The sequence below is a fragment of the Arthrobacter woluwensis genome (assembly GCF_900105345.1).
GTDB classification, from domain to species: Bacteria; Actinomycetota; Actinomycetes; order Actinomycetales; family Micrococcaceae; genus Arthrobacter_E; species Arthrobacter_E woluwensis.
In genome coordinates this window covers 112160-137768 of record NZ_FNSN01000003.1, presented here as the reverse complement: position 1 = coordinate 137768, position 25609 = coordinate 112160, and the positions used below count along the sequence as shown (strand labels likewise).

General features: G+C 68.3%; 22 protein-coding genes. 9 read left to right on the top strand and 13 right to left on the bottom strand.

What is annotated here, in order from left to right; genetic code table 11:
- Positions 1-25: 25 nt before the first annotated feature.
- A complete protein-coding gene (locus BLV63_RS01265) occupies positions 26-301 on the top strand; it encodes an acylphosphatase (protein WP_066216602.1) in 276 nt (91 codons plus the stop codon).
- Between the two features lie 27 nt (positions 302-328).
- Here BLV63_RS01265 and BLV63_RS01260 read toward each other — a convergent pair whose 3' ends face one another.
- Positions 329-1207, bottom strand: coding sequence for a LysR family transcriptional regulator (locus tag BLV63_RS01260; protein ID WP_066216604.1), 879 nt, complete (start codon positions 1205-1207; stop codon positions 329-331).
- A 75-nt stretch (positions 1208-1282) separates the two neighbouring features.
- Here BLV63_RS01260 and BLV63_RS01255 point away from each other — a divergent pair, with 75 nt between their 5' ends.
- Together BLV63_RS01255 and BLV63_RS01250 are read left to right on the top strand one after the other, a co-directional pair.
- The gene (locus BLV63_RS01255; protein WP_082724285.1) at positions 1283-2287 is read left to right on the top strand and encodes an EamA family transporter; all 1005 of its coding nucleotides are present in this window, start codon (positions 1283-1285) and stop codon (positions 2285-2287) included.
- Between the two features lie 176 nt (positions 2288-2463).
- Complete coding sequence (locus tag BLV63_RS01250) at positions 2464-5178, top strand: glycoside hydrolase family 84 protein (protein WP_074783924.1); 2715 nt, start codon at positions 2464-2466, stop codon at positions 5176-5178.
- Between the two features lie 3 nt (positions 5179-5181).
- Here the strand turns inward: BLV63_RS01250 and BLV63_RS01245 are convergent, their stop codons facing one another.
- Complete coding sequence (locus BLV63_RS01245) at positions 5182-6117, bottom strand: AEC family transporter (protein WP_066216607.1); 936 nt, start codon at positions 6115-6117, stop codon at positions 5182-5184.
- 132 nt (positions 6118-6249) lie between these two features.
- On the opposite strand from BLV63_RS01245, the gene BLV63_RS01240 reads away from it, so the two are divergent.
- Both BLV63_RS01240 and BLV63_RS01235 read left to right on the top strand, forming a co-directional pair.
- Positions 6250-7323 (top strand): heparan-alpha-glucosaminide N-acetyltransferase domain-containing protein, encoded by a 1074-nt coding sequence (locus BLV63_RS01240; protein WP_074783922.1) that lies wholly within the window; start codon positions 6250-6252, stop codon positions 7321-7323.
- A gap of 78 nt (positions 7324-7401) precedes the next feature.
- Entirely contained in the window at positions 7402-8709 is a 1308-nt protein-coding gene (locus tag BLV63_RS01235; protein WP_066216611.1) for an MFS transporter, read from the top strand.
- Positions 8710-8749: 40 nt separating this feature from the next.
- Here the strand turns inward: BLV63_RS01235 and BLV63_RS01230 are convergent, their stop codons facing one another.
- The 9 genes from BLV63_RS01230 to BLV63_RS01190 all read right to left on the bottom strand — a co-directional run bounded on the left by BLV63_RS01230 (position 8750) and on the right by BLV63_RS01190 (position 17615).
- Positions 8750-9508, bottom strand: coding sequence for an iron ABC transporter ATP-binding protein (locus tag BLV63_RS01230; RefSeq protein WP_066216614.1), 759 nt, complete (start codon positions 9506-9508; stop codon positions 8750-8752).
- Positions 9505-10518, bottom strand: a complete 1014-nt coding sequence (locus BLV63_RS01225) for an iron chelate uptake ABC transporter family permease subunit (RefSeq protein WP_082724286.1) — start codon at positions 10516-10518, stop codon at positions 9505-9507. The genes BLV63_RS01230 and BLV63_RS01225 overlap by 4 nt, the downstream gene beginning before the upstream one ends.
- On the bottom strand, positions 10515-11507 hold the full coding sequence (locus BLV63_RS01220; RefSeq protein WP_254780422.1) for an ABC transporter permease: 993 nt from the start codon (positions 11505-11507) through the stop codon (positions 10515-10517). Before BLV63_RS01220 ends, BLV63_RS01225 begins: the two co-directional genes overlap by 4 nt.
- A gap of 25 nt (positions 11508-11532) precedes the next feature.
- Positions 11533-12534, bottom strand: coding sequence for an ABC transporter substrate-binding protein (locus BLV63_RS01215; protein ID WP_066216619.1), 1002 nt, complete (start codon positions 12532-12534; stop codon positions 11533-11535).
- A gap of 183 nt (positions 12535-12717) precedes the next feature.
- Positions 12718-13533 (bottom strand): hypothetical protein, encoded by an 816-nt coding sequence (locus BLV63_RS01210; protein ID WP_066216621.1) that lies wholly within the window; start codon positions 13531-13533, stop codon positions 12718-12720.
- On the bottom strand, positions 13526-14518 hold the full coding sequence (locus BLV63_RS01205; protein WP_066216624.1) for a type IV toxin-antitoxin system AbiEi family antitoxin: 993 nt from the start codon (positions 14516-14518) through the stop codon (positions 13526-13528). The genes BLV63_RS01210 and BLV63_RS01205 overlap by 8 nt, the downstream gene beginning before the upstream one ends.
- Before the next feature lie 188 nt (positions 14519-14706).
- Positions 14707-15117, bottom strand: a complete 411-nt coding sequence (gene panD, locus BLV63_RS01200) for an aspartate 1-decarboxylase (RefSeq protein ID WP_066216627.1) — start codon at positions 15115-15117, stop codon at positions 14707-14709.
- A gap of 32 nt (positions 15118-15149) precedes the next feature.
- A complete protein-coding gene (locus tag BLV63_RS01195) occupies positions 15150-15905 on the bottom strand; it encodes a sugar phosphate isomerase/epimerase family protein (RefSeq protein ID WP_066216628.1) in 756 nt (251 codons plus the stop codon).
- A gap of 144 nt (positions 15906-16049) precedes the next feature.
- Entirely contained in the window at positions 16050-17615 is a 1566-nt protein-coding gene (locus tag BLV63_RS01190; protein ID WP_074783920.1) for an SDR family oxidoreductase, read from the bottom strand.
- Between the two features lie 80 nt (positions 17616-17695).
- On the opposite strand from BLV63_RS01190, the gene BLV63_RS01185 reads away from it, so the two are divergent.
- Positions 17696-19135 carry a cryptochrome/photolyase family protein gene (locus BLV63_RS01185; protein ID WP_066216630.1) on the top strand — a complete coding sequence of 480 codons (1440 nt, stop codon included), beginning with the start codon at positions 17696-17698 and terminating at the stop codon, positions 19133-19135.
- 10 nt (positions 19136-19145) lie between these two features.
- Positions 19146-19670 carry a MarR family winged helix-turn-helix transcriptional regulator gene (locus tag BLV63_RS01180; protein ID WP_074784406.1) on the top strand — a complete coding sequence of 175 codons (525 nt, stop codon included), beginning with the start codon at positions 19146-19148 and terminating at the stop codon, positions 19668-19670.
- Positions 19671-19783: 113 nt separating this feature from the next.
- Here the strand turns inward: BLV63_RS01180 and BLV63_RS01175 are convergent, their stop codons facing one another.
- Both BLV63_RS01175 and BLV63_RS01170 read right to left on the bottom strand, forming a co-directional pair.
- Positions 19784-21262 carry a gamma-aminobutyraldehyde dehydrogenase gene (locus tag BLV63_RS01175; protein ID WP_066216635.1) on the bottom strand — a complete coding sequence of 493 codons (1479 nt, stop codon included), beginning with the start codon at positions 21260-21262 and terminating at the stop codon, positions 19784-19786.
- Positions 21263-21332: 70 nt separating this feature from the next.
- Positions 21333-22016: a TetR/AcrR family transcriptional regulator gene (locus BLV63_RS01170; protein WP_066216638.1), complete on the bottom strand. Its 684-nt coding sequence runs from the start codon at positions 22014-22016 to the stop codon at positions 21333-21335.
- A gap of 176 nt (positions 22017-22192) precedes the next feature.
- Between BLV63_RS01170 and BLV63_RS01165 the strand changes: the two genes are divergently transcribed.
- Positions 22193-23869, top strand: a complete 1677-nt coding sequence (locus BLV63_RS01165; protein WP_066216641.1) for an amidohydrolase — start codon at positions 22193-22195, stop codon at positions 23867-23869.
- Entirely contained in the window at positions 23866-25608 is a 1743-nt protein-coding gene (locus tag BLV63_RS01160; RefSeq protein ID WP_082724287.1) for an ABC transporter substrate-binding protein, read from the top strand. The genes BLV63_RS01165 and BLV63_RS01160 overlap by 4 nt, the downstream gene beginning before the upstream one ends.
- Position 25609 lies beyond the last annotated feature (1 nt).

Below are 25609 nucleotides of genomic sequence, written 5' to 3'. Positions count from 1 at the left end.
CTGCGCCGCGGGTCATCATGAGGACATGGAACGGATTCGACTGCTGATCACGGGGCGGGTCCAGGCCGTGGGCTACCGCTTCGCCATGTGCCAGGCGGCGGAGGAGATCGGCGTGAGCGGCTGGGTGCGGAACCGCGCGGATGGTTCCGTCGAGGCCGAAGCCGAGGGCGATCCGAAGCGCCTCGCCGATCTCGTGGCCTGGGCGCACCACGGTCCTCGCTGGGCCCGGGTGGATGCGGTCCGGTCCGAGCCGGTGCCGCCGACCGGCGGATCCGGCTTCGACGTCCTGCCGGACGCATGAGCTGCGGCGGGGGACCGCCGTCGTCGGTCAGGGCGTGCGCAGTTCCGCGACGAGCTCGGTGAACGCGCGCGCGGCCGGACTCGGGTGCAGCCGGTCCCAGATGAGGATCTCGTGCCGCACGGTCTCCTCAACCAGCGGCACCACGACGACGCCGGGCATCGCCGCCGCGTACCGGCTCGGCAGGAGCGCCACGGCGAGGCCGCTGACGATCAGTTCGCGGGTCAGGTCCATGGATCCGAGTTCGTAGGCCACCTGGCGTTCGACGCCGGCACGCGCGAACGCCGCGTCGCTCTGTTTGCGCCCCGCGGAGGTGCGCGGGAAGTCGGCGAACGGCTCATCGGCGAGGTCGGTGAGGGAGAGCCTGTCCCGCGTGGCGAGGGGGTGCTCCGGAGCGAGGGTCGCGGCCAGCGTGTCCCGTGTCAGGACGCGCTGCGCCACGCCCTCCACGCGCGTGCCGTCGAGGAGTCCCAGGAAGCCGATGTCCAGGGTCCCGGCCCGCACCTCCGCGATCATCTCCTCGCTGTTGGCGACCCGTGCTGCGAGCACGAGTTCCGGAAAGCGCGTACGGCATTCCTTGAGCACGGACGGCAGGTCCACGGCCGTGACGGTGGGGATCACGCCGATCCGGAGGGTGCCCCTGACCGTGCCCTGGGCCGCTGCCGCCTCATTCCGGGCCCGGTCCGCGGCATCGAGAGCGGCACGGGCGTGGGGGAGGAACGCCTCGCCGGCCTCTGTGAGCCGGACCTGGCGGCTGGAGCGCATGAACAACTGCACGCCGAGTTCGCGCTCCAACGCCGCGATCTGGTGGCTCAGGGCCGATTGGACCACGAAGTTCCGGGCCGCGGCGCGGGTGAAGCTCCCGGTCTCCGCGATGCCGACGACGTACCGCATCTGCTGCAAGTCCATGCATCAAGAATATTCATGATTGGCATGAAATCCATGTGTTGGACTCATTGATGCGACCGGGGCCAGAGTGGAGGCATGACCACTTCACCAGCTCTTGAGACTTCTGCCGGCACCGGCGTGACGGTCCCCGGCGCCCCCGGCCCGGGAAGTCCGGGTGGCCCGGCCGAAGCCGCCGCGCCCGGCCCGGCCACGCGGCGTCGTGCGCTGCCCTTGGCGCTCGTGACCGTGCTCGCGGCGCTGGCGCCGCTGTCCTGGGGCACCACCTACCTGGTGACCACCGACTTCCTGCCGGTCGGCCATCCGCTCTTCGCGGGGCTGGCCCGCGCGCTGCCCGCCGGACTGGTGGCGCTCGCCCTCGGACGCGCGCTCCCGCATAGCGTGTGGTGGTTCCGGGCGGCCGTCCTGGGGCTGCTGAACATCGGCTTCTTCTTCCCGCTCCTGTTCATCTCCGCGGCGCATCTGCCCGGCGGGGTGGCCGCGACGCTCGGCGCCGCGCAGCCCCTGCTCGTGGCCTTCCTCGCGGTCGCGGTGCTCCAGGAGAAGCTGGTGTTCTGGCGCCTCGCGTGGGCCGTGGTGGGTGCGGTCGGCGTGGGCTTCGTGGTCCTGGGGCGGTCCGCCGGCCTTGACGCCGTCGGCGTCCTCGCGGGTCTCGCGGGCACGGCCTCCATGGGCCTGGGCGTGGTGCTGACCAAGAAGTGGGGGCGTCCCGCAGGCGTCCGACCGCTCGCGATGGCCGGCTGGCAGCTCACGGCCGGCGGACTGTTCCTCCTCCCGCTCACGCTGCTGGTGGAAGGCCTGCCCGCCGACGTCGGCCCCCGCGCCCTGGGCGGTTACCTCTGGCTGGGACTTGTCGGCGGACTGCTGGCGTACGCGCTGTGGTTCTGGGCCATCGGGAAACTGCCGGTCACGCGGGCCTCGCTCCTCGGCTTCCTCTCGCCCCTCATGGCGGCCGGGCTGGGGGTCCTGGTCAAGGGTGAGACGTTCGGGCCACTGCAGGTGGTCGGGCTGGTCCTGGCCTTCGGGGCGATGCTGCTCGGGCAACTGGGCGGCTGGCGTACGAAGCGGCCCGGGAGGAGATGAGGTGAGGGGTCTGTCATCACAGGCCCCCCTAGCCAAAGAGTGATCTACGTCATAGCATCTTTGTGATTCCTTAACCGGTATAGAGAGCAGGATCTCGCATGGTGTCGATGGGAAGATCAATCAGGAACTCACAGGAGAGCGCGGCGCCGCATCGCGTCTCACGGCGCGGCGGGACGATGGCTCTGGCAGTCACCCTCGCACTGGGCGGGCTGAGCGCTGGAGCCGCCCCGGCGTCGGCGGGCACTCCGGCGACCAGTCCAGCCGCCACCGAGAGTCCGGGGTCGCCACCTGCCATCCTTCCCGCGCCCCAGTCGATGCAGACAAGGGGCGAGGCGGTGCCGCTCACCGGCAAGGTCACCATCGTTACCGGGAGCCACGCGGACCAGCCCACGGTGGACGCGGTCCGCGCCATCGTGCAGCAGGCCGGCGGTAAGCCGGAGATCTCCGCGACGCCGCGCTCGGCGGGCAAGGAGATCTACCTGGGAACCGTGCAGGACAACCCTGCCATCTCCCACGTGGTCGCCGGGATGGGGGCCAAGGACGCCGCGGGCCTCCGGGCCGACGGGTATGTGCTCACCTCCGGGCGTTACGAAGGCCGCCCCGTCATCGCCCTCAACGGCTACGACATCCGCGGCACGTTCTATGCCGCCCAGTCGCTGCGGCAGCTCGTCCAGCGGAAGTCAGTGCCCGGCGTCGTCGTGCGCGACTGGCCGCTGATGTCCATCCGCGGCGCCATCGAGGGGTTCTACGGAATTCCCTGGTCGCAGCAGGCGCGGCTGGACCAGTTCGCCTTCTACGCTGAGCACAAGCTGAACACGTACATCTACACCCCGAAGGACGACGCCCTGCTGCGCGCGCAATGGCGCACGCTGTACAGCGGGGCGGACCTGGATCGTATGGATCAGCTCGTCAAGGGGGCGAACGCGAAGCATGTCGATTTCACCTTCGCGCTCTCGCCTGGAAACGACATCTGCTACTCCTCCGATGCGGACTTCCAGGCCACGGTGGCGAAGTTCGAGCAACTCAGGAAGCTCGGGGTGCAGTCCTTCTACGTCGCGCTGGACGACATCCCGCTCTCCTTCCACTGCGCCGCGGACAAGGCCAAGTACCCCGATCAGGGGAACTGGCACTGGCTCGCCGACGCTCAGGCCGACTACCTGAACCGCCTGGAGAAGGAGTACATCAAGCCGCACGGCCTCCCGCCGCTCCAGACGGTCCCCACGAACTACAACGGCTCGGGCCCCGATCCGTACAAGGGTGAATTCGGTGCGCGTCTGGATCCGGACATCCGCGTCCAGTGGACCGGTGAGGGCGTCTTCTCCGACACCATCACCACGGCCTCGGTGCAGCGTGCGAGCACCTCGTACGCCACGAAGCACCTGTACATCTGGGACAACTTCCCGGTCAATGACGGCCAGCGCGGGCGGCTCTTCCTGAACCCCCTCACGGGCCGCGATCCGGAGCTCTACAAGTACATCGACGGCATCACGTCCAACCCGATGATCGAACCGTACGCCTCGCTCCCTGCCCTCGCCGGCTACGGTGACTACACGTGGAACGGTCCTGCCTATGACCCGGCGAAGTCCATGGCCTCCGCCCTCCGTGAGCTGGCCGGTCCCGACGCCGGGACGCGCGCCGCGCTGGACACCTTCGCCGACCTGAATCAGAACTGGCCCTACCGCTCCGGGACCGAGAACGCCCCGGCGCTGAGCAAGGACATGCAGGACTTCTGGGCGGCCCGGGACCGCAAGGACCCAGGGGCGGCGACGGCGCTGCTGGCCCGCCTGACTGCCATCGAACGGCTCCCGCAGACGCTCCCTCGCATGGCGCAGCCCGGCTTCGCGCGGGACTCCAAGCCCTGGATCGACGCCGCGGCGCTGTGGGGCACCGCTCTGCGGCATCAGCTCGCGATGCTGAAGGCGCTCGACGCCGGCGACGGCACCACCGCGACCGCGGAGTACTTCGCCGCCTCCTCGGCCGTGGAGGCGGCGAAGGAGCCCACCGTCGCGGACCTCGGGGACGGCGGCGCCGTGGTCCAGAACGTCATCACTCCCTCGGTGGGGGACGGTGCATTCGAGGCGTTCAGCTCCAAGGCCGCCGGCATCTACCGGGACTGGCTCGGCGCCACCCCGCTGGCGTCAGCCGTCTACCCTGGTACCGCCACCAGCACCCTGGGCACGTACTCCACCTACGGCGCCGGCAGCATGACCGACGGTGATCCGCAGACCTTCTACTGGTCGAACGAGGCGCCCGTCGCGGGCAGCGCCGTGCAGCTCGACCTCGGCGCCGTGAAGCCGGTGGGGTCCATCGTGGTGCGGCAGTCGGACAGCGACACCCAGACCGGCGACATGATCTACAACGCCGCGCTCGAATATTCGGCCGACGGGGTCACGTGGACCACGGCGGGCACCTTCACGGCACGGCCGCTCGTGCAGTACAGCTTCGACGCGCCGGTGCAGGCGCGGTACGTGCGCTGGCGCGCGACCGCGCCGAATTCCGGCGGGCAGTGGGTGAAGATCCGCGAGATCCAGGCGGAGGCGCCGTCGTCGGCCACGAGCAACCTGGCCTCCGTGCCCGGTCAAGGGGCGCCTGCGGCGTTCGACGCCGATCCCGGCACCGCCTATCAAGCGGCATCGACTCCGGTGTCTGGTTCGTTCCTACAGCGCACACTGGACGCGCCGGTATCCGCGCGACAGGTCGAGGTGGTCGGGGCGACAAGCGGCACGGTCCAGGTGCTGCGGAACGGCTCCTGGGTGGACCTCGGGGCGGTCCAGGCGGGGACGCCGTACGCGGCCTTCGCTGTGGATCCCTCATGGGCGGTGTCCGGGGTCCGGATCCTGTTCACGTCGGGGCCGAAGGCCCCGCGGGTGAACGAGCTCGTCCTCCGCTGACGGTCAGTGGAGGAACGCAGCGATCACGAGCATGGCCGGCACTGCGATGATCGTGGTGATCAGCACGGTGTCCTTGGCGATCGTCACGCCCTGCTGGTAGCGGTTCGCCGCGACGAACACGTTCTGGGCGGTGGGGAGTGCCCCGGCGATCGTGGCTGCGAACAGGCCATGACCGTCGAGCCCCAGGATGAAGTGTGCCGCCAGGAACGCGAGCACCGGGTGCAGCAGCAGCTTGAAGGACGACGCCACCAGGATGTCCGTGCGGCGCCCGCTCGCCGCCGCGAGCGGACGGTTGCCGTTCAGTGACATGCCGAACGACATGAGCATCGCCGGGACGGCCGCGCCGCCGATGAAGTGAATGGGCTGCAGCACCAGATCGGGGAGTCGGAGGTGCAGGGCCGACAGGGCGAGCGCCAGCGCGGAGGAGACGATCACGGGGTTGCGGAGGATGATCAGGAAGAACTTGACCACCGGGTTCTGCCGCGTGCTGCGCCCGCCGAGGGTCGCATCCAGGAGCATCAGGTTCAGCGGGTTGTAGAAGGCGAGCTGGAAAATCAGCAGGGGAGCGACGTACGAGGCGTCGCCGAGCACGTAGACCGCGATCGGGATGCCGAGGTTGGCGCTGTTCGCCTGGCTGGCGCTCATCGCGCCGATGATGCTTTCCGGGCTGTCGCGCTTCAGGAGAAGCTTGCTGATCAGGAGGTAGGCCATCCCGACGGCGGTGCCGCTGATGGCCGCCACTGCGAGCTGCGGGCCGAGGACGTCCTCGAGGCGCGCCTTGGACAGGGTCTCGAACAGCAGTGCGGGGCTGGCGACGAAGAAGGCCAGGCGGCTGAGGGTCTGGCCGGCGTTCGGTCCGAGGATTCCGCGGCGGCCGACGAACCAGCCCACCCCGATGATGGCCCAGACCACGAAGAAACCGGCGAGAACTCCCAACACGGTCCCAGCGTAGCCTGAAGTCCAGAGTGTGGACTATTTCGTCTCATCTATTGGGCGGTTGCGAGTGGGCGAGGGCTGCCCGGACGCTCGACAGGGCCCTTAGGATGAAGGGGACCATGTCAGGGGGAACACATGAAATCACTGTCTCAGCGACTGCCCGTGCCCGATGTGCTGCGCGGCGTCGCGATCATCGCCATGCTCATCGCCCACGCGGCGAGATTCCATCCGAATGCTCCCCGGGCGGTGGAGTTCGCGGTCGGCAACATCAATGATCTCGCCTCGCCCTTGTTCGCCCTCGTCATGGGGATGTCCGCCCAGCTGACCTGGAACGCCTCGTCCCGCGCGGGCCGCACCTACCTGCAGCAGGTGCTCCGTGGGGTGATCCTGATCGTGCTGGGTCTGTGGATGGCGACTTGGGGCACCTGGGTCATGGTGGTGCTCGCCTATCTCGGCCTGCTTCTGATCATCGGCGTGCCAGTGCTCCATCTCCGGACCGCCTGGGTCGCGGTGGTGGCGCTCGTCGTGGTGCTGGCGAGCGACCCGCTCAACGCCTTCGCCCGGACCCAGACCTGGATCTACACCGCGGATCCCGTGACGCGCTTCTTCGCGGACATGGTCGCGCTCGGGGGGTCGTACCGGCTGACGAACCTCCTGCCGTTCTTCCTGCTCGGAGGGCTCCTCATCCGGCACGGTCTGCGCCGCGGACCGCTGCTGTGGGCCATGGCTGCAGCAGCGCCTCTCGCCTACGTGGCGCGGCCTCTCGCCGAAAAGCTCACGGGACGCGAGTTCCGGCTCTCCGGCAACTATGTCGACACCCTGCACGACGCCGGCCTGGTGCTCGCGGTGACCGTCGCCGTCGTGCTGCTGGCGACGTCGTCCGGCGCGCTGCGGACGGTGAGCGACCGCGTTTTCGCGCCCCTCAAGGTCTGGGGCCGGCACGCCCTGAGCCTGTATCTGCTGCACGTCGGCTTGATCGCCTGGTGGGTCGCGACGCACGAGCGGGTGCTGCCGTCGCACTTCGACCCGCTGGGCTGGGCGATGGTGGTCATCCTGCCGTTGGTGCTGTCCTGGTGCTGGGACCGCTGGGTCGGCACCGGGCCGGTGGAGTGGCTGATGGGCCGCGTGACGCTGCGCCCCAAGCCGCTCCGCCCGACCGCAAGCCGCACGGGCGCCCCGGGGAACGCGCCCGCTGAGCCCGTCCGCTGACGCCAGACCGTGCTTTGCGGCCAGACCCGGTGGCCGATGTGACTTTGCCCTGCGCGCTTCGGGCCTTAGCTTGACCCTGTGACCTCCGCTCCTTCCGTCCAGGCCTCCACCAGTGGCCCGGCCGTGTCCACGGCACGTCTCCTGAGCGCGCGCCGGTGGATGACCGCCGGCCTGATCGTCTCGATTCTCGGAACGCGCCTCGTCGAAGGTGGGTCCGATGGCCTCGTGGCTCTCGGCGTTCTGCCGCTTCTGTGGGTCTCGGTCCTGACCACCTTCGGTGAACTGGTGTCCTGCGCGTCGCCACTCATCGCCCGGTTGACCGCTCGTTTCAGCCCGGCCCGCGTCCTGGTGGCCTCCGACCTCGCGGAAGCGCTGCTCAGCGGTGTCGCGCTGGTGACGCTGCTGATCGAGCCGGGCTGGACCATGCCCGTGATGATCGTGTACCTCCTGCTCGCCGCCGTCTTCCCAGCCGTGACCGATGTGGTCGAGGAGTTCTACGGGCAGCAGCTCGCTCAGGTCGACGTGAAGCAGGCCCTGACCTTCAACGCCTCGGTCTACTCGGTGCTGGCCTTCGTCGGGATCGTCATCGCGATGCCTCTGGGCAACATCCTGGCCGGGGTGTCCATCACCGTGCTGATCGCGGGCAATCTGATCCTCTCGGCGCTCGGAACCCTGCTGCGCCTGGTGAGCTCCCGCACGGTGGTGACGCCGCCTGCAATTGATCAGGATCTTGAGGATTTCGGCGTTCTGGGGGAGCGGATGACCGCCCGCGTGTTCTTGCAGGACCTGTGGGCCACCGGAGCGGCGTCGCCATTGTTCAGCTTCCTCTTGCAGGTCGGGGGCACCATCGGAGGGGTTTTCGTGTACCTCGCCATCGCCCAGAAGTCTCCGATGGACCCCGCAGTCGCCCTGGCCTCGGTGATCGCCATGTTCGGCATCGGTGCGACCATCGGGCCGTGGGTCGGCCGGGCCCTCAGCTCGCGCGGCGAGATCAGGCGGCTCGTCTGGCTGGTGCTGGTGGCGACCGTGGCGTTCCTGCTCGTCGTCGCGGGTCTCCTGAGCGTCGTCGACGCCGCCGCCACGTGGTGGACCGGCCTCGTGTACGCACTGGTGCTCGGAATCCTGTCGCGCACCCGCGCGGTCCTGACCACCACCCTTCGTCAGCAGGACTACCGCGGCACCCGGTTCGCCCGGATCATGAGCTGGTCCTTCGCCGCCACGGCACTCGGGGCCGTGGCGGGAAGCTGGCTCGCGCTGGGACTGCAGCCCACGCAGCACCCGTCGCTCGCGTTGCTCGTCCAGGCCGGGTTCATCATCCTCGCTCTCGTGCTGCTCGCGGTGCGGGTGCCCACCGCCGCAGTGTCGGAGACCGCGCCGGCCCCCTGACCCCGGGCCCGCCGCCACCCGCGCCAACCGGCTGCGGCCCTCAGTGTGTGTAGACCGCCGTCGGGTAGCAGCCGATCGTGTGGACCGTGACCGGGGTGTCGAAGACACCGGTCAGGACCTCGGCGGTCATGGTCTCCTCGACGGTCCCCTCGTGCACCAGCAGCCCGTCCCTGAGCGCGACGATCCGGTCCGAGTAGGCCGCCGCGAAGTTCACGTCGTGGATGACGAGCACCACCGTCTTGCCCAGCTCGTCGGCGGCGCGGCGGAGCTGCTTCATCATGAGGACCGAGTGCTTCATGTCGAGATTGTTGAGCGGCTCGTCCAGCAGGATGTAGTCCGTGTCCTGGGCCAGCACCATCGCCACGAACGCCCGCTGCCGCTGCCCGCCGGAGAGCTGATCGAGGAACCGGTCCTGCAGGGCGGTCAGGTTCAGGAATTCCAGCGCGGACTCGACGGCGGCCACGCACTCCGCGGTCAGCCGGCCCCGGGAGTGCGGGAACCGCCCGAGCGCCACGAGGTCCCGGACCGTCAGCCGGGCCGAGAGGTGATTCTCCTGCCGCAGGATCGCGACCTTCCGGGCCAGTTCGGCGCTCTTCGCCCGGCGCACGTCCAGTCCGCCGATGGACAAGGAGCCCGCGTCGGCCTCGATGAGACGGCCCATGATGGTCAGAAGCGTTGACTTTCCGGCGCCGTTCGGCCCGATCAGGCTGGTGATGCCGCCCTCCGGGATGGTGGCGGTGACCGGCCCGAGGACCCGGGTGTCGCCGTAGTTCTTGGTCACATCCGAAAAAGAGATCACACTCTGCCCTTCCGCAGGAGCAGCACCAGGAACAGGATGCCGCCCAGGAATTCGATGATGACGGTCAGGAAGCCTGCCGCGTAGAAGACGTGCTGCATGATGAACTGCCCCACCACCAGGGTGAGCATGCCCAGCAGGAAGGCCATGGGCATCACATAGCGATGCTGGTGACTGCCGGTCACCTGATAGGCGAGTGTGGCGACCACGAAGCCGAAGAACGTCATGGGACCCACCAGGGCGGTGGAGAACGCCACCATGACCGCCACGAGCACCAGCATGAGCGTCAGTTCGCGCTTGTGGTCGACGCCGAGACTCTGGGCGCTGTCGCGACCCAGCAGCAGCACATCGAGCCGGTACCGCCGCTGCCACAGGATCACGCCCACCACCGCGCAGACGGCGAACGCCACGGGCAGATGGGAGACATTGACGTCGCCCATCCGGCCGAACAGTCTGGCGGACAAGAGGTCGTAATCGGTGGGGTTCAGCATGCGCTGGACGAACACGGCGATCGAATCGAACGCCAGCCCGAACACCACCCCGACCAGGAGGAGGATGTAGAGGCTGCCGTTGCGCCCGGAGAACAGCCAGCGGTACAGGATCGTCGCGAACACCACCATGAGCGCGGTCTGCGCCAGGACCTTCCCGATCCCCTCCTGCTGCGCGACCGCCGCCCCGCCGAACACGAACACCATGAGCGTCTGGGACAGCGTGTACATCGAGTCCAGGCCCATCATGGACGGCGTCAGGATCCGGTTGCCGGTCACCGTGTGGAACACCACCGTGCCCACGCCCTGGGTGAACGCGGCGATCACCATGGCCGCGAGCATCGAGAGCCGCGCGTCGAGCGCGAACCAGAACGCGCCCCGGATGAACAGGAACAGGAAGCCGACGACGGCGAGCAGCACCGCCGCCGTCGTGAGCAGGATGCGCGCGCGGGGACTCAGCGGCGCTCGCCGGGTGCGCTTCTCGGCGGCCGGCGCCGTGGTCACGGGGGAGACGGTCGTGCTCATGCGCGCTCCCTCGACAGCGACGGGCCCGCCGCGGACGCCCGTTGGGTCCGCAGCAGGATGATGATGAAGGCGACTGCCCCCAGCGCCCCGAGGATCACCGACGCGGGGATCTCCATGGGCGCCACCACCACGCGGCCGAGCAGGTCGCAGGCGAGCAGCAGCGCGACACCCGTGGCCACGACCCACGGCAGGTTCCGCCGCAGGTCATCGCCCAGGATCATGGACACCATGTTCGGCACGATCAGGCCGAGGAACGGGATGAAACCGACCACCACGCTCGTGACGCCGGTCGCCAGGGCCACCATGATGACGCCCAGGAACACGATGCGGCGGTAGTTCAGGCCGAGCCCGGTCGCCATGTCCTGGCCGAGGCCCGCGACCGTGAAACGGTCCGCCACGAGGAACGCGGCCACCGCGATCCCGGCCACGATCCAGAGTGGTTCGTAGAAGCCCTGCACGATCCCGCTGAAGCCGCCGGAACGCCAGGCCGTGAGGGCCTGCATGAGGTTGAAGGTTCCGGCGAGGAAGGTGGTCGCGGCGCCGACCACCGCGCCCAGCATGATGCCCACCAGCGGGACCACCACGGAGGAGCGTACGCGGACCCGGTCCAGCACGGCGAGGAACAGCCACGTCCCCAGGAACGCGAAGCCGGTGGCCACCACCATCTTCACCATCGGGGTCGCCTCGGGGGCCACCAGCAGGATGACGAGCATGCCCAGCCCGGCCCATTGGCTGGTGCCGGCGGTGCTGGGCTCCACGAACTTGTTCTGCGTGATGAGCTGCATGATCACCCCGGAGATGCTCATGGCGGCCGCAGCGAACACGAGGGCGAGCGTGCGCGGCACCCGGGAGAGCCAGAACATCTCCTGGGCCGCGGGGTCGCTGAAGAGTTTGTCGAGGGAGATGTCGTAGCCGCCCACCAGGAGGGAGACGAGCAGCAGGATGGCGACGGCGGCTGCCGTCGCCATCCTGAAGAGGCGCGAGGTCACGATGCGGTGCTGCCCGGGTGGCGAGCTACTTGGCAGCGCCGGACTTGGCGGTGAAGTCCTTGGCGATGGTCTTGAAGACGTCGGTGTACGCCTGGATGCCTTCGGTCAGGTAGAAGTCGGAGGGCAGGTAGACGATCTGGTCCTTGGCGTAGAACGGCACGTCCTTCCACACCTTGCCGAGACCTTCGACGACGGCCTTGGCCGGCTTGAACTCCTTGCCCTCCTCGGTGACGGCCGCATCGCGGTCCATCACGATCATCCACTCGGGCTTGGCGGCCGCGACGGTTTCGGGGGAGAGGCCGGAGTTGTTGTGCACGGAGTCGGACTTCAGCTTCGCGTCGTTCTGGGCGAAGACATCCTTGAGGTTCACGCCCTCGAGGATGCGGCCGATGCGGCCCGCGCCGTTGTCGATCTTGCCGCCGGAGGAGTTGGCGAGGAAGACGGTCTGGCCGTTGGTGGCCTTCTTGGCGTCGGCGACGGCGGCGTCGAGGTCGGCGACGATCTTCTTCGCCTCCTCCTTCTTGTCGAAGATGTCGCCGAGCGTGAGGGTCTGCTTCTTCAGGCCCTCGAGATAACTGGAGCCCTTCTCATCGCTCGGGGCGATGTCCACCACGGGGGCGATCTTGCTCAGCTTCTCCGTCTGGCTGGCGAAGCGGTAGCCGCCGATGATCAGATCGGGCTGTGCCTCGCTGATGTCCTCCATCTTCGGCTCGCGGTGGCTGCCCGCGTCCTTGATGTTCGCGTTGTTGATCCAGTCCTGGTACCCGTTCTTGGGCAGGAGGGGCTTGGGGATCGCGACGGGCTCGACGCCGAGGGCCTTGATGGTGGCCATGGACGTGTTGTCGAGGGCGGCCACGCGGGCCGGCTTGGTCTTGACGTCCATGGAGCCGGTGTTGGTCTGGATCGTGATGGTGGAGCTCGCGTTCTCGGCAGCTGTGGTGTCACCGGATTGCCCGCAGGCGGTGATGCCGAAGAGTGCTGCGGCGACGGCGGTGCCGGCGGCCAGGGTCTTGAAACGCGAGGTCATGCTTCCTCCAGAGATGCGGGTGAAATAGCAAATAGAAACGTGTCGTTATTTGCCGAAAACACACGCTATAGGAAGGTAAGCCTTACCTCAACTTAAGTGACCGGGGTCATGGGGATGTGACTGATCTGTTGCAGAGGGAGGAGGGAGGGAAGGAGGGTTTCTCGTTCGGAGTGGTTCGTTTGGTTAGAGCTTCAACTGATCGACGAATGCCCGGCGCTGATCCAGCGAGGGGTTCGGCTGCCCGTCTGGGAGGTTGAACTCTCGGGCTAGAAGATCAAGGTCCAGAGCGGCCCAGCGTCTGGCAAGGTCATCCCGGCTAGGTGAGGACAGCTGGTCTGCCACGTCCCGAGCCAGGAGTCGAATGGCGCCGAGGTCTGTGTCGAACTCGACCGACTCGAGAATGTCGATGTGTTCAGTCGTGTCGTACAGACGGTCGGTGACATGACTGGACTGTCGATACCAATATGCGACAAGGGGGAGATCCCTGGCGTCTTTGTACTCATTGAACGTGGATCGATCGATCCAGGACCGCATTTTCAGCGCCGCATACCCCGCCGGTCGGGGGATGCGAATGGATGAGCCGGCGGTGATTCGAAGTGGGAGTGCCCGCTCGTACACGTCGCGAAAGCCGAAGACGACAAGGTCCTCTTTGCGAGCCGCCGGCTGGCTGATGCCCGCGGGGTCCTCCACTGCGCCGAATGGCATGACATCGACCGGGATGCCGCCGATCAGATAGCGGATGCCATTGGAACCTACCCGGGCGAAGGAGGTCTCGATGCGTTTCGATACGCCCCAGTAGTTCACCGCGATTCCGACGTCGATGTCGCTGGTTCCGCGCACGGGGAATGAGTGGCCGAGTGCGGCGTGCAGGATATCCTTGCATGCCGCCCCTACGAGGAGCGTGCGGTCCGGTTCCAGACCTGCGACGTCGCGGAGCTCGGTGACCACTGGTGTGACGGTGGCTAGATGACGGCTGTCGATGTGTGACAGGTCAAGCATGCTCCATCCTGACCGTGTGTGCTGCTTCGAGCTGCCGGTTTTCGTTTGCCGCCATGAGTTCGGCATAGGTTAGGAGCCAGGGGGCAGTGTGGATGCCCGGCTCTTCCGGATGTAGTCCGTGCCAGAATTGCCGGCGAAGGAAGATGTTTGGATTTTCGGTGGTTCTACGCCAGCGATGCTCGCGAATGAGTTCCGTAGGGCTCTCCACGGTGAAAAGAGTCAGGGTTTCGGGGCGGAGGATGCCCGGTATGGCGGCCTCGCCTGCGACGTACGCCGAAAAGGTGCTGGACCTCAGGCTGCTGAAGTCTCCGGAAAACGCTCGGACCTTGCTTCTGGCCCCTAGGCCTGCGGGGTAGGTCGCGGTCCATTGATCGATGAGGCGGTCTTGCCGATGCTGGATGAGGCTCCGGTGTTCGTCCAGGAAGCCCTCGGCTTCCAGTAGTCCTAAGGTTTCCTGTGTTTGACCTAAGGAAGTTCCGGCTGTGTGGGCGAGTTGTCTGACCGGCTCCCGGAGAAGCTGTGGCCACGAAAGGATGGCGAAAATCACCTGCGCTCGTTTCGTGCTGAACAGGTTCACTCCACCTCGGGGCAACCGAGATGTATCGAGGTTGGATTTTGCCGATGTTGTCAGACGCCTTCCGCGCACGTCAATGTGCACGCCTTTGAAGGTGATGTAAGCGTTACCGGCTTGATCTAGGAAGTTGATGCCGAGCTGCCGGAACATCTCCGCGCTGCGTTCGGTAGCGCGGGGTCCCAGGATAAAAAGTGGCGCCTTCTGTGGATGATGGGTCCACTTGCGCTCCAGAGAGGAAAGGGTCATCTCGTCGCTGAAAAGCGCAAGGTATCGAGTCGGGCCCTGATTGTGAACCAATGTCGCGGAAACCGGTTCGTGAGGCTGGAGGCCTGCGAGAGTGGTCGGGATTTTTAGGTGGAGCCCCAGCTCGTCCAGGCGACTGCTCAGGGCGCGTGCCAATGACTCTTCCACTTCGCCTCCTGTTCAGTCTAAGGTGATGTTCATTCTAATTGAAAATCTTCTTAGAGTGAACACTAAGACTAAGACTAAGACTAAGACCGAGACCAAGACCAAGAGCTACGGCTAGGGAAAAATGAGTGCCGGAGCTGCCGGCCCCCGGGCGATGCTGCTCTCGAGGGCTTCCCGGTCGGTCGTCGTCGTTACAGCGCGTGGGGCGGGCGGACCGAGCCGGCCGTGACCGCCTCGGCGGGATCCGAGCCCAGCTGGATGATGCGGTTGGCGCCATCCACGTGGACCACGCTCGGGACGAAGGCCTTCGCCTCTTCGGTGGTCATCTGGCCGTAGCTCATGAGGATGACCGTGTCGCCCACGTGGACGAGATGAGCTGCCGCGCCGTTGATGCCGATCACGCCGGAACCACGTTCACCCGCGATCGTGTAGGTCTCGAGGCGGGAACCGTTCGTGACATCCACGATCGAGACGAGTTCGCCCGGCAGGATGTCCGAGGCTTCCAGCAGGTCGAGGTCCACCGTCACCGAACCGACGTAGTGGAGATCGGCGTGGGTCACCGTGGCACGGTGGATCTTGGACTTGAACATGGTGCGCAGCATAGCGACTCAAGTCTACGCCGCCCGGCTGGGCGTCAGTCCTGCCCGATCGCTCGCCTCAGCCAGCCGGCGTCGCGCGTCAGGGCCTCCGGGGAGTCCTCCGGCACGAATTCGAACATCACGTCCACCGGCCTGCCCGCGCCGCGCAGCACCTCTGCGGCGCCGAGCCACAGGTCCTCGCGGGCCTCCAGGGGCAGCCGGGCATCGAACGGCCACCAGGAGAAGCAGTGCACGCCGGACAGCCGGGGCAGCAGCGCTTCGAGGTGGTGCAGCGCGTCCTCGGTGGGCTGATCGACGTTCGGCTGCCAGTAGACACCGACGTTCGCCCGGTCCACCTCGTCCAGCAACATCAGCGTGCTGTCCAGGGTGTCCGTGAGGGTGTTGCGGTGATACTCGAGGGCGAGTTCGACGCCGGCGTCCGCCGCGGCGTCGGCGGCGTCCCGGAGGCCTTGGGTCACCCGCGTCCGGTGGGCCGGGTCCGACGCGTCGGTGCCGAGGGCGCCCGCCCAGACGCGGACCCGGGGTGCGCCCAGCGCCAGGGCCGTGTTGAGGACGGGGCGGAAGTCGTCGTCGTGCGAGTCGGCTCGGAAGTACGAGCCCAGGGAGAGGACGCGCAGGCCCGCGGCGTCGGTGAGGCGGCGCACCTCGCGCGCGGCGGCCGGGTCCGGGCAGTGCACATCGGAACCCCATTCGATCCCCGCCAGGCCGGCGTCGGTCGCGGCCGCGAGGACACCGGGGACGTCGAGGTGCCGGAAGGTGACGGAGCAGAGTCCCAGGGTGTGGTCGGGCATGAGGCCAGCCTAGGCGGGCGCCCGGAGTCCCGGGCGCAGATGACCGCAGATGCACACGGCCGCGCCTGCCCGGCGCGGGCGACTGCCGCTCCGGCGCCTCCGGCGGACGTGCCGGGCCGCCGCCCCGTGTGGGCCACCTGCGGGCTACCTGCGAGCCTCCTGGCCGGCAGGAACGCGCGGGTCGGAGGTCTGCCCGTCCAGGTGCCCACCGCCGCTCGCCCGATGAGCCGCCGCGGCCTCGGTGATGCGCACCGCCATCCCCTTGAAGATCACGCCGTGGAACGGCAGGACCGCCAGCCAGTACAGTCGGCCGGGCAGCCCGTGCGGCAGGAAGATCGCGCGCTGGTGGTACTCCGTGACGCCGTCGGACTGCTCGATGGACAGCTCCAGCCACGCGCGTCCGGGCACCTTCATCTCGGCTCGGAGCCTGAGCAGATGCCCGGGATCGAGCGCCTCCACGCGCCACCAGTCGAGGACGTCTCCCAGGTGGAGCAGTCGTGGATCACGGCGGCCCCGGCGCAGGCCGACTCCGCCCGCCAGCTTGTCGATCCAGCCGCGTACCGACCAGGCGAGCGGGAACGAGTACCAGCCGTTCTCGCCGCCGATGCCCTGGATGACGTCCCACAGCTCCTCGGGGGAGGCGTCAGTCTTCTGGACCCGCGTGTCCGTGAACACCGTGCCGCCGGTCCAGTCGGGGTCGCTCGGCAGGGGGTCGGACGGCGTCTGCACCGCACTCGATCCGGCCCAGGTGGTCTCCACTTCGCCGCGTTCGATCTTGACGAGCGCCAGTTCGACGGCCCGCCGGTAGTCGGTCAGCCCGCCGGGCGGGGGAGCGATGTGCTGGTCGATGGAGTGCTCGCGCACGACGCAGTCGTTCTGCAGCGATTCGACGAGCGGCACCGCGAGGGACCGGGGGATGGGTGTCACGAGATTCACCCACTGTGCGGCCAGCCAGGGGGTGAGCACCGGCAGAGGCAGGATGACGGGCGGCCGCAGCCCGGCGGCCCGTGCGTAGTCCTTCATCATGTCCGCATACGTGAGCACGCTCGGTCCGCCGATGTCGAAGGTCGTGTTCACCTCGGGTGGCAGATCGGCGGCCTCCTCGAGGTAGTAGAGGGCGTCCCGGACGGCGATCGGCTGGACCCGGTTCAGGACCCAGCGCGGCGCGGGCATGACCGGCAGGACGTCCGTCAGGTGCCGGATCATCTCGAAACTCGCCGATCCGGACCCGATCACCAGGCCGGCCTGGAGCACCGCGGTCGGGACGCCGGACGCGAGAAGGATGCGCCCGACGTCGCGCCGGGACTGCAGATGGCGGCTCAGGTTGGTCCCGGGGTTGAGGCCGCTGAGGTAGACGATGCGCTGGACGCCGGCTCGGCGGGCGCCCTGCGCGACGGTCTGCGCCCCCACGCGCTCCCGTTCCGCGAAGCGCTCATGGGATCCGCCGCCCATCGAGTGCACGAGGTAGTACAGCACTTCGGCGCCCCGGCAGAGGGCGTCCATGGCGTCGGCGTCCTCGAGGCTCCCGGGCACGACCTCGACGTCGTGCCGCCAGGGGACGTCGCGGAGCTTCTCCGGCGTGCGGGCCAGCACCCGGACCCGGTGCCCCGCCTCGACGAGCCGGGGGACGAGCCGTCCGCCCAGATAGCCGGTGGCGCCCGCGACGGCGATCGTCCGGCGCGTGCTGTTCCCGTGGTCTTCAGCGGACATCGGACTCCTCCTGTCTGGACACACTTCGTTTACTAGACGATCATATTTGTAGATGATCGAGCGATTCAAGAGGTGATGCCATGACCGGGAGGCCCGAAGTCTCCATCGTCTGGTTCCGTGACGACCTGCGCACGGCGGACCACCCCGCCCTGCGTGCCGCCCTCGACGCTGGGCCGACGATAGCGCTGTATGTGCTGGACGAGCAGTCGCCCGGTGTGCGGCCCCTCGGGGGCGCCGCGCGCTGGTGGCTGCACCACGCGCTCGCCGACCTGCGGAAGGGGCTCGCGGAGCTCAAGGTGCCGCTGGTGATCCGCCGCGGGTCGGCCGCTTCCGTCGTGCCGGATGTCGCATCGCGCGCGGGTGCCGGCGCGGTCTTCTGGAACCGTCGCTACGGCGCTCCCGAGCGGCGGGCCGACCAGGCGGTCAAGGCCCTCCTGGCGGCGGCAGGCCGCACGGGCAAGAGTTTCCAGGCCACGCTCCTGCATGAACCCTGGCGCATCACCACGCAGCAGGGCAACCCGTACCGCGTGTTCACCCCGTTCTGGAAGACGCTGAGCGCCCACGATTTCCGTCCGCCACTGGCCGCGCCGGGCCCGCAAGACGCCCGGAACCTCGCCGTGCCGGACGGCCTGGAGCTGGAGGAACTGGACCTTCTGCCCAGCCACCCGGACTGGTCGGGACCGCTGTCCGAGGCCTGGACCCCCGGCGAGCAGGCCGGGCAGGAGATCCTCGCGGACTTCCTGGACGATCGCCTGACTGACTATCGCGAGGCGAGGGAGCGGCCCGGCGTCGACGGCTCGAGCAGGCTTTCGCCCTATCTGCGCTGGGGGCATGTGAGCCCCTTCCAAGTCTGGGCCGGGCTCGCACCGCTGCGCCGGGAGGCGCCCGAGAGTTCCGCGACGTTCGCCTCCGAGCTGGGATGGCGGGAGTTCGCGTGGCATCAGCTCTATCACCACCCACGGCTGGCGACGGTGAACCTCCGCCCGGAGTTCGACCGGCATCCCTGGTGGCTCCCGGGCGAGGAAGAGCCGGACGGCGGGGGCGGGGATGGCGACATGACCGCTCTGCTGCACGCCTGGCAGCGGGGCACGACGGGCATCCCTCTCGTGGACGCGGGCCAGCGCCAGTTGTGGAACGCCGGGTGGATGCACAACCGGGTGCGGATGGTCAGTGCGAGCTTCCTAGTGAAGAACCTCGGGATCCACTGGCGGCTGGGGGAGGAGTGGTTCTGGGACACTCTGGTGGACGCGGATCCGGCCGCGAATCCCTTCAACTGGCAGTGGGCCGCCGGAAGCGGCGCGGACGCCGCGCCGTTCTTCCGGATCTTCAACCCGCAGACCCAGGCGAAGACCCATGACCCGGACGGCCGGTACCTCGCGGAGTGGATCCCGGAACTGAACACGCCCGAGTACCCGCAGCCCTGCGTCGACCTCTTGGATTCCCGGAAGGACGCTCTGGACCGTCTGAAGATCATGTCTGAATCCGGGGCGCATCAGGCTCAAACGGCAGGGAGATCCTAAGATGTATCGCATGCATCCGGAAGAAAGCGCCTTCGGCGTGGAGTCATCCCCAGAACGTGAGCGCCTTGCCGCCACGCCCGGATTCGAGGTGCTGTTCCTCCTGCAGAAGTTCACCACCGAGGCGGAGCGCTACTCCGAAGTGGTCCGGCGTCATCACGGCCTGGCCCGCAACGACATCCACGCGATCAACGCCGTCGTGGAAGCCGATCGGACCGGCGCGACCGTCACGCCCCGCGACCTCCGCAGGCTCCTGATCCTCAGCTCGGCGGCCATGACGTCCGTGCTCGACCGCCTTGAAGCCTCGGGGCACCTGCAACGGCATCCGAGCCCGGTGGATCGTCGGCAGCTGGTGCTCAGCTCCACCCCGAGCGCCCGGGCGACGGGCCGGGAGATGTTCGACCCGATGGTCGAGCACATGATGCCCGTGCTCGGCGAATACTCCGAGGAGCAGATCGCCCTGTTCGAAGAGATGATCACGAAGCTCACCGACGCCATCGCGGCCGCTCGCGAGGAAGTCCAGGCGGCCGAGGGGTGACGGGCCGGACGCCGGAGGCTTAGTCGCCGGAGGCCGTCCTTCGCCGTGGATTCCACGGCGAAGGACGGCCTCTGCATTTCCGGGCGTGCCGTCTCCGGGGCGCCCTGCGTCCGTCAGCGCAGCGCGAAGATGGTGCGGTGCCAGTCCTTCTCCACGACGCCGCCCAGTTCGAACATCACGTGCTTGACCTGGGTGTACTCCTCGAAGGAGTAGGCGGACATGTCCTTGCCGAAACCGGACTGCTTGAAGCCGCCGTGGGGCATCTCGGAGATGATCGGGATGTGGTCGTTGACCCACACGCATCCGGCCTTGATCTCGCGGGTCGCGCGGAGGGCGCGCTGGATGTTCGAGGTCCAGGCGGAGGCGGCCAGGCCGTAGACGGTGTCGTTGGCGAGGGCGATGGCCTCGTCGTCGTCATCGAAGGGCAGCACCACCAGGACGGGGCCGAACACCTCGTTCTTGACGATCTCGGAGTCCGGGGCGGCGTCCACGATCAGCGTCGGGCGGTAGAACGCGCCGTCGCCGAGCCCGTCGTCGGTGGGGACGTATCCGCCGGCCACCACCCGGGCGTAGCCGCGCGCCCGCTCGACCATGCCGGCCACGTGGTCCCGGTGGCGGAACGAGGACAGCGAGCCGATGTCCGCGCCGTCGTTCTCCGGGGTGCCCAGGACGATCCCGTCGAACCGTGCGGCGAGCTTGTCCACGAACTCCTGGTAGACGCTGCGGTGCACCAGCGCGCGGGTCGCGGCCGTGCAGTCCTGGCCCGAGTTGATCAGGGAGCCCGCGACGGCGCCGTGCACCGCGGCGTCGATGTCGGCGTCGTCGAACACGACGAAGGGCGCCTTGCCGCCCAGCTCCAGGTGCACGCGCTTGGCGTTCACGGCGGCGGCCTCCAGCACCGTGCGGCCCACGGCCGTGGAACCGGTGAAGGAGACCATGTCCACCTGGGGATGGCGCATGAGCGCCGCGCCGATGGTGCTGCCGCTGCCGACCAGGACGTTCACGACGCCGTCCGGCAGGCCCGCCTCGCTGAGCGCCTCGGCGAACATCACCGACGTCAGGGGCGTGATCTCCGCCGGCTTGAGGATGATGGTGTTGCCCGCGGCGATGGCGGGCAGGATCTTCCACGCGGCCATCTGGAGCGGGTAGTTCCACGGCGCGATGGACCCGATGACGCCGATCGCCTCGCGCCGGATGGCGGAGGTGTGGTCGGCCGAGTACTCCGCCATGGCCTTGCCCTCGAGGTTCCGGGCGGCGCCGGCGAAGAAGTCGACGTTGTCGATGGTGCCGGGGACGTCGAACTCGCGGCACAGGCGCAGCGGCTTGCCCGTCTGGGAGCTCTCCGCCTGGGCGAACTCCTCGGCGCGGGCCTCCAGGATGCGGGCGAAGCGCTGGAGGATCGCGGAGCGCTCGCCGGGGGTGGTGCGGGACCACGCCGGGAACGCCGCGCGGGCGGAGGCGACGGCGGCCTCCAGGTCGCGCAGACCCGCGAGGGTGACGGTGGCGGTGACTTCACCCGTGGCCGGGTTGATCACGTCCTGGGTGGCTCCGGAGGCGCCGGTGACGGCCTTGCCGTTGATGAACTGGTGCATGGTGCGCCCTTCTCTGACAGTGAGTGCTCAGCCGTGGTGGATCGCCTCGGAACCCGCCACGGCTGAGCACTCAGGTGGCAGAGAGGTCGCTTTCGCGCTCAGCGCTGTCCAGGATGGCGGCGAGGCCGGCCTGGAACGTGCTGAGGGAGTCGAGCCCTTGCAGGGCCCGGTGATGCTTTTCGAGCAACGGGTGCCCGGACAGGTGGGAGAACACCCGCGGGTTGAGCCACGGGTCGTGCCCCTGGGAGTCGGGAAGCCGCTGGATCTCCAGCGCGATCCCGGCGCCGAGGGCCAGGGTGTAGCTTTCGAGGGCCGCGTAGTAATGCACCACGCGCTCCTCGGGGAGTTTCGCGTCCGTGAGGCACTGCAGCACGAACTCGATGGCTTTCAGCTCGCCGGGACCGTAGGTGTCCGTGGCGAAGGATTCGCTGCCCAGGGAGGGGTACTGCATGAAGACCCTGAGCAGTTCGTCCAGATAAGCCTCGAGCCGGGCCCGCCAGCCGTGCTGCCGGCCCGCGGCCAGCGTGCGTTCCACGGAGAGGGCGAAGAGCCGGTCCAGAGCCGCGCGGATGATGGCATCCCGATTGCGGAAATGCCGGTACACCGCAGTGGCGTCCACTCCGAGTTCCTCGCCGAGACGGCGGAACGTCAGGCGCTCGCCGGGATCCTGTCCGGCGATTTTCAGGACTGCGTCGATGATGGTTTCCGGGTCAAGCCGTGCGCGGCGATCACTGGGCTGCGCGGCCTGCGCCATCTATCCACCCCGCTTCCATGCCTCGGTTCTGGAACCCCACGGTACACGATGCCGAGGCCGGCACGTCAAGGGAGTCAGCCTTGATGTCATTAACGATGTCAACGCTGTTGACTTAACTGTGACCCGCATCATAGTGTCAGGTCCAATCCAGCCCCGCACACAGATTCGAGGAGCTCATGGCAATTGCGCAGACCATCCTGGAGAACGGATGGGTCTACACCGGCAGGGACGACGTCCCCCGCCGTGCGGACCTGGCGATCGGCGACGGAAAGATCCTGGCGGTGGGCGCCGCCGAGGAGCTGGCGCCGCTGGCCGACGGCGCCACCGAGCGGCTCGACGTCGCGGGCAAGCTGATCGTGCCCGGCTTCCAGGACTCCCACATGCATCCGGTCTTCGCCGGGGTGGAGCTGCTGCAGTGCGATCTCACCGAAGTCACCAGCGCCGACGACGCCGTGGACACCGTCCGCCGCTACGCCGAGGAGCACCCGGATGAGCCGTGGATCCTGGGCGCCGGCTGGTCCATGGAGCACTTCCCGGGCGGGACGCCCACCCGTCAGCTCCTCGACGCCGTGGTCCCGGACCGCCCCGTCTTCCTGCAGAACCGCGACCACCACGGCGCCTGGGTCAACAGCAAGGCCCTGGAGCTCGCGGGCATCGACGCCACCACCCCGGACCCGGAGAGCGGGCGATTCGAACGGGAAGCGGACGGCACCCCCGCCGGCACGGTGCACGAGGGCGCCATGGACCTCTTCGCCTCCGTCCGCCCGGGCACCTCCGAGGAACTCGCCTACGCCGGGCTCCTCAAGGCCCAGGAACTCCTGCTCTCCCAGGGCATCACCGCCTGGCAGGACGCCTGGGTGACCATGCCGGAGGACGGCAGCGTGGACCTCCTCCAGGTCTACCTGAAGGCCGCGCAGGCCGGGGACCTCAAGGTGCGCGTCCGCATCTGCCAGTGGTGGGACCGCACCGCCGGAGACGCCCAGCTGGAACCCATCCTGGCCCGCCGCGAAGAGGTGGCCCAGGCGGTCGCGCCGGAGCGCCTCACCGCGAGCACGGTCAAGATCATGGTGGACGGCGTCGCGGAGAACTTCACCGCCGCCATGCACGAGCCGTACCGCGACCACCACGGACACCACACGGACAACCGGGGCATCGAATTCTTCGACCCGGAGGAGATGAAGGGCTTCGTCACCGCCCTGGACGCCGCCGGGATGCAGCTCCACTTCCACGCCCTGGGAGACCGCGCCGTCACCGACGCCCTCGACGCCCTGGAACAGGCCCGCGCCGCGAACGGCGCCACCGACGGCCGCCACCACCTCGCCCACCTGCAGCTGGTCCGGGCCGAGGACACCCCGCGCTTCGCGAAGCTGGGAGCGGCCGCGAACATGCAGGCGCTCTGGGCCTGCCACGAGGACCAGATGGACGAGCTCACGCTGCCGTTCCTGGAGCCCGACGCCGAGGAACGCCACTACCCCTTCGGCGAACTCGCCGCCCACGGGACGCGGCTCGCGGCGGGCAGCGACTGGCCCGTCTCCACCGCGGACCCCCTCGCCGCCATGCACGTGGCCGTCAACCGCACCTCGCCCGGCGAGACCGGCAAGCCCCTCGGCCCCGACCACCAGAAGCTGAGCCTTCAGCAGATCCTGAACGCGTACACGCAGGGCACGGCGTGGATCAACCATCTCGACCACCTGACGGGCACGCTGGAGGAAGGACGGCTCGCGGACTTCGTGGTCCTGGACCGGGACGTCTTCCAGCTCCCCGCGGAGCAGATCCACACCGCCCGGGTCGAGGAGACCTGGATCGACGGAACCCGCGTCTACCGCAGGACCGCCCAGGAGGAGGAAGCATGAGGAAGACCCTGCGCGGCGCCGCGCCCCAGGGACGCCGCGTGAGCGCGCTCCGGCGGCTGCGGGAGCGGTTCGGCGCGCCGTCGTCGTCCGCTGCACGCCCGACGACGGCGGCCCGCGGCAAGGCGGCCATCACCCTCGCGGTGGTCGGCGGCCTGGGCCTGAGCGGCTGTGCGGCCCGGCCCGGCGCCACGGGCGATTCCGGCGAAGCGAAGTTCACCCTGAGCCAGGGGTCCCCGGCGCCGACCAAGGAGATCGACGGCTTCTCCTGGGCCATGTACGCCGAGCCGTTCTCCCTGGACTACGCCTACGCGTTCGACTACCCGGACAACACCGTCCTGGCCAACGTCTGCGAGTCCCTCTTCCGCTGGAACAAGGACCTCACCGTGTCGCCCGGTCTGGCCACCAAGGTGGACAACCCGGACCCGCTGCACTGGGTCTACACCATCCGGCAGGGCGTGAAATTCCACGACGGGACCATCATGACGGCCGACGATGTGGTGGCGTCCCTCCGCCGGCACCTCGATGAGAAGGTCGGGTCCTTCTGGGCGTCGGCGTTCCAGAACGTAGCGAGCATCGACAAGACGGCGGCGGACCAGGTGACCATCACCATGGCCAAGCCGGACTACACCCTGAACGCGGCGCTGGTCGGGTCGCCCGGCGTCGTCGAGTCCGCCAAGACCCTCGCCAAGGACGGCAAGGACTACGGCAACTCCACGAAGGGCGTGAACTGCACGGGTCCCTTCTCCTTCGTCAGCTGGGAGGCGGGGGAGAGCATCACCCTCAAGCGCTTCGACGACTACTGGGACCCGTCCCTGAAGGCGAAGTCCAAGCAGGTGACGTTCAAGATGCTGACGGACGCCAACTCGCGCATCAACGCCCTCCAGACCGGCGAGATCGACGGGGCCTTCATGATCCCGTCCAACGCCATGGACATCCTCAAGGCCAACACGGACGCGGGGAACCTCTACTTCGGCGCGGACAGCACCGTCCAGAGCCTCGTCTTCACGGACCTGGCCGGGACCTTCAAGGACGTGAGGGTCCGCAAGGCGCTCATGATGGCCATCAACCGTCCCGCCCTCATCAAGGCGGCCGAACAGGGGTACGCCCGGCCGACCGACGCCCTCACCACCCGCAATGTGTGGAACGCGGCGAAGCCGGCGACGGTGGACAAGGCCTTCGGTGACCTGGAGCCGCTGAAGTACGACCTGGCCGAGGCGAAGAAACTCGTCAAGGAGGCCGGCGCCACCGGCAAGAAGGTGGTCTTCTCCACGGCCTCGCTGAGCGCGGCCTTCGACATCGAGACCCGGGCCATCGCGTCCGCGGCGAAGGAGATCGGGCTCAACCCGGAGATCCGCACGATGTCCAACGACAAGTACACGACCCTGTTCTCCGACCCGGAGGCCCGCAAGGGAACGGACCTCGTGCTGACCTCTTGGTACCTCTCCAGCACCGAACCGCTCGAGATGTACAGCGTGCTGCGGGAAGGGGACTTCAGCAACTACGGCGGCTGGGTCAACAAGCAGTACGACAAGCTCGTCAATCAGGCGATCGGGACCAAGGACCCGGACCAGCGCGCGAAGTTCACCGGGCAGGCGGCGAAGATCGCCAGCGACGAGGTGGTCTGGGGCCCGCTGTACGAGACGGTGACGTCCATGTGGCTGGGCAAGCGCATCACCGGGGCTGACCCGTCCATCAACTACATGTACTTCCCGTGGGCTGCCAAGATCGGAGGCCGTTGAG

Bases quoted from the DNA above. Each gene is read 5' to 3' on its own strand.
- panD (WP_066216627.1), bottom strand. From the start codon at position 15,117: ATGCTGCGCACCATGTTCAAGTCCAAGATCCACCGTGCCACGGTGACC.
- BLV63_RS01180 (WP_074784406.1), top strand. From the start codon at position 19,146: ATGCATCCGGAAGAAAGCGCCTTCGGCGTGGAGTCATCCCCAGAACGT.
- BLV63_RS01165 (WP_066216641.1), top strand. From the start codon at position 22,193: ATGGCAATTGCGCAGACCATCCTGGAGAACGGATGGGTCTACACCGGC.
- BLV63_RS01195 (WP_066216628.1), bottom strand. From the start codon at position 15,905: ATGCCCGACCACACCCTGGGACTCTGCTCCGTCACCTTCCGGCACCTC.
- BLV63_RS01255 (WP_082724285.1), top strand. From the start codon at position 1,283: ATGACCACTTCACCAGCTCTTGAGACTTCTGCCGGCACCGGCGTGACG.
- BLV63_RS01250 (WP_074783924.1), top strand. From the start codon at position 2,464: ATGGCTCTGGCAGTCACCCTCGCACTGGGCGGGCTGAGCGCTGGAGCC.
- BLV63_RS01215 (WP_066216619.1), bottom strand. From the start codon at position 12,534: ATGACCTCGCGTTTCAAGACCCTGGCCGCCGGCACCGCCGTCGCCGCA.
- BLV63_RS01210 (WP_066216621.1), bottom strand. From the start codon at position 13,533: ATGCTTGACCTGTCACACATCGACAGCCGTCATCTAGCCACCGTCACA.
- BLV63_RS01170 (WP_066216638.1), bottom strand. From the start codon at position 22,016: ATGGCGCAGGCCGCGCAGCCCAGTGATCGCCGCGCACGGCTTGACCCG.
- BLV63_RS01160 (WP_082724287.1), top strand. From the start codon at position 23,866: ATGAGGAAGACCCTGCGCGGCGCCGCGCCCCAGGGACGCCGCGTGAGC.
- BLV63_RS01260 (WP_066216604.1), bottom strand. From the start codon at position 1,207: ATGGACTTGCAGCAGATGCGGTACGTCGTCGGCATCGCGGAGACCGGG.
- BLV63_RS01225 (WP_082724286.1), bottom strand. From the start codon at position 10,518: ATGAGCACGACCGTCTCCCCCGTGACCACGGCGCCGGCCGCCGAGAAG.
- BLV63_RS01175 (WP_066216635.1), bottom strand. From the start codon at position 21,262: ATGCACCAGTTCATCAACGGCAAGGCCGTCACCGGCGCCTCCGGAGCC.
- BLV63_RS01240 (WP_074783922.1), top strand. From the start codon at position 6,250: ATGAAATCACTGTCTCAGCGACTGCCCGTGCCCGATGTGCTGCGCGGC.
- BLV63_RS01190 (WP_074783920.1), bottom strand. From the start codon at position 17,615: ATGTCCGCTGAAGACCACGGGAACAGCACGCGCCGGACGATCGCCGTC.
- BLV63_RS01265 (WP_066216602.1), top strand. From the start codon at position 26: ATGGAACGGATTCGACTGCTGATCACGGGGCGGGTCCAGGCCGTGGGC.
- BLV63_RS01185 (WP_066216630.1), top strand. From the start codon at position 17,696: ATGACCGGGAGGCCCGAAGTCTCCATCGTCTGGTTCCGTGACGACCTG.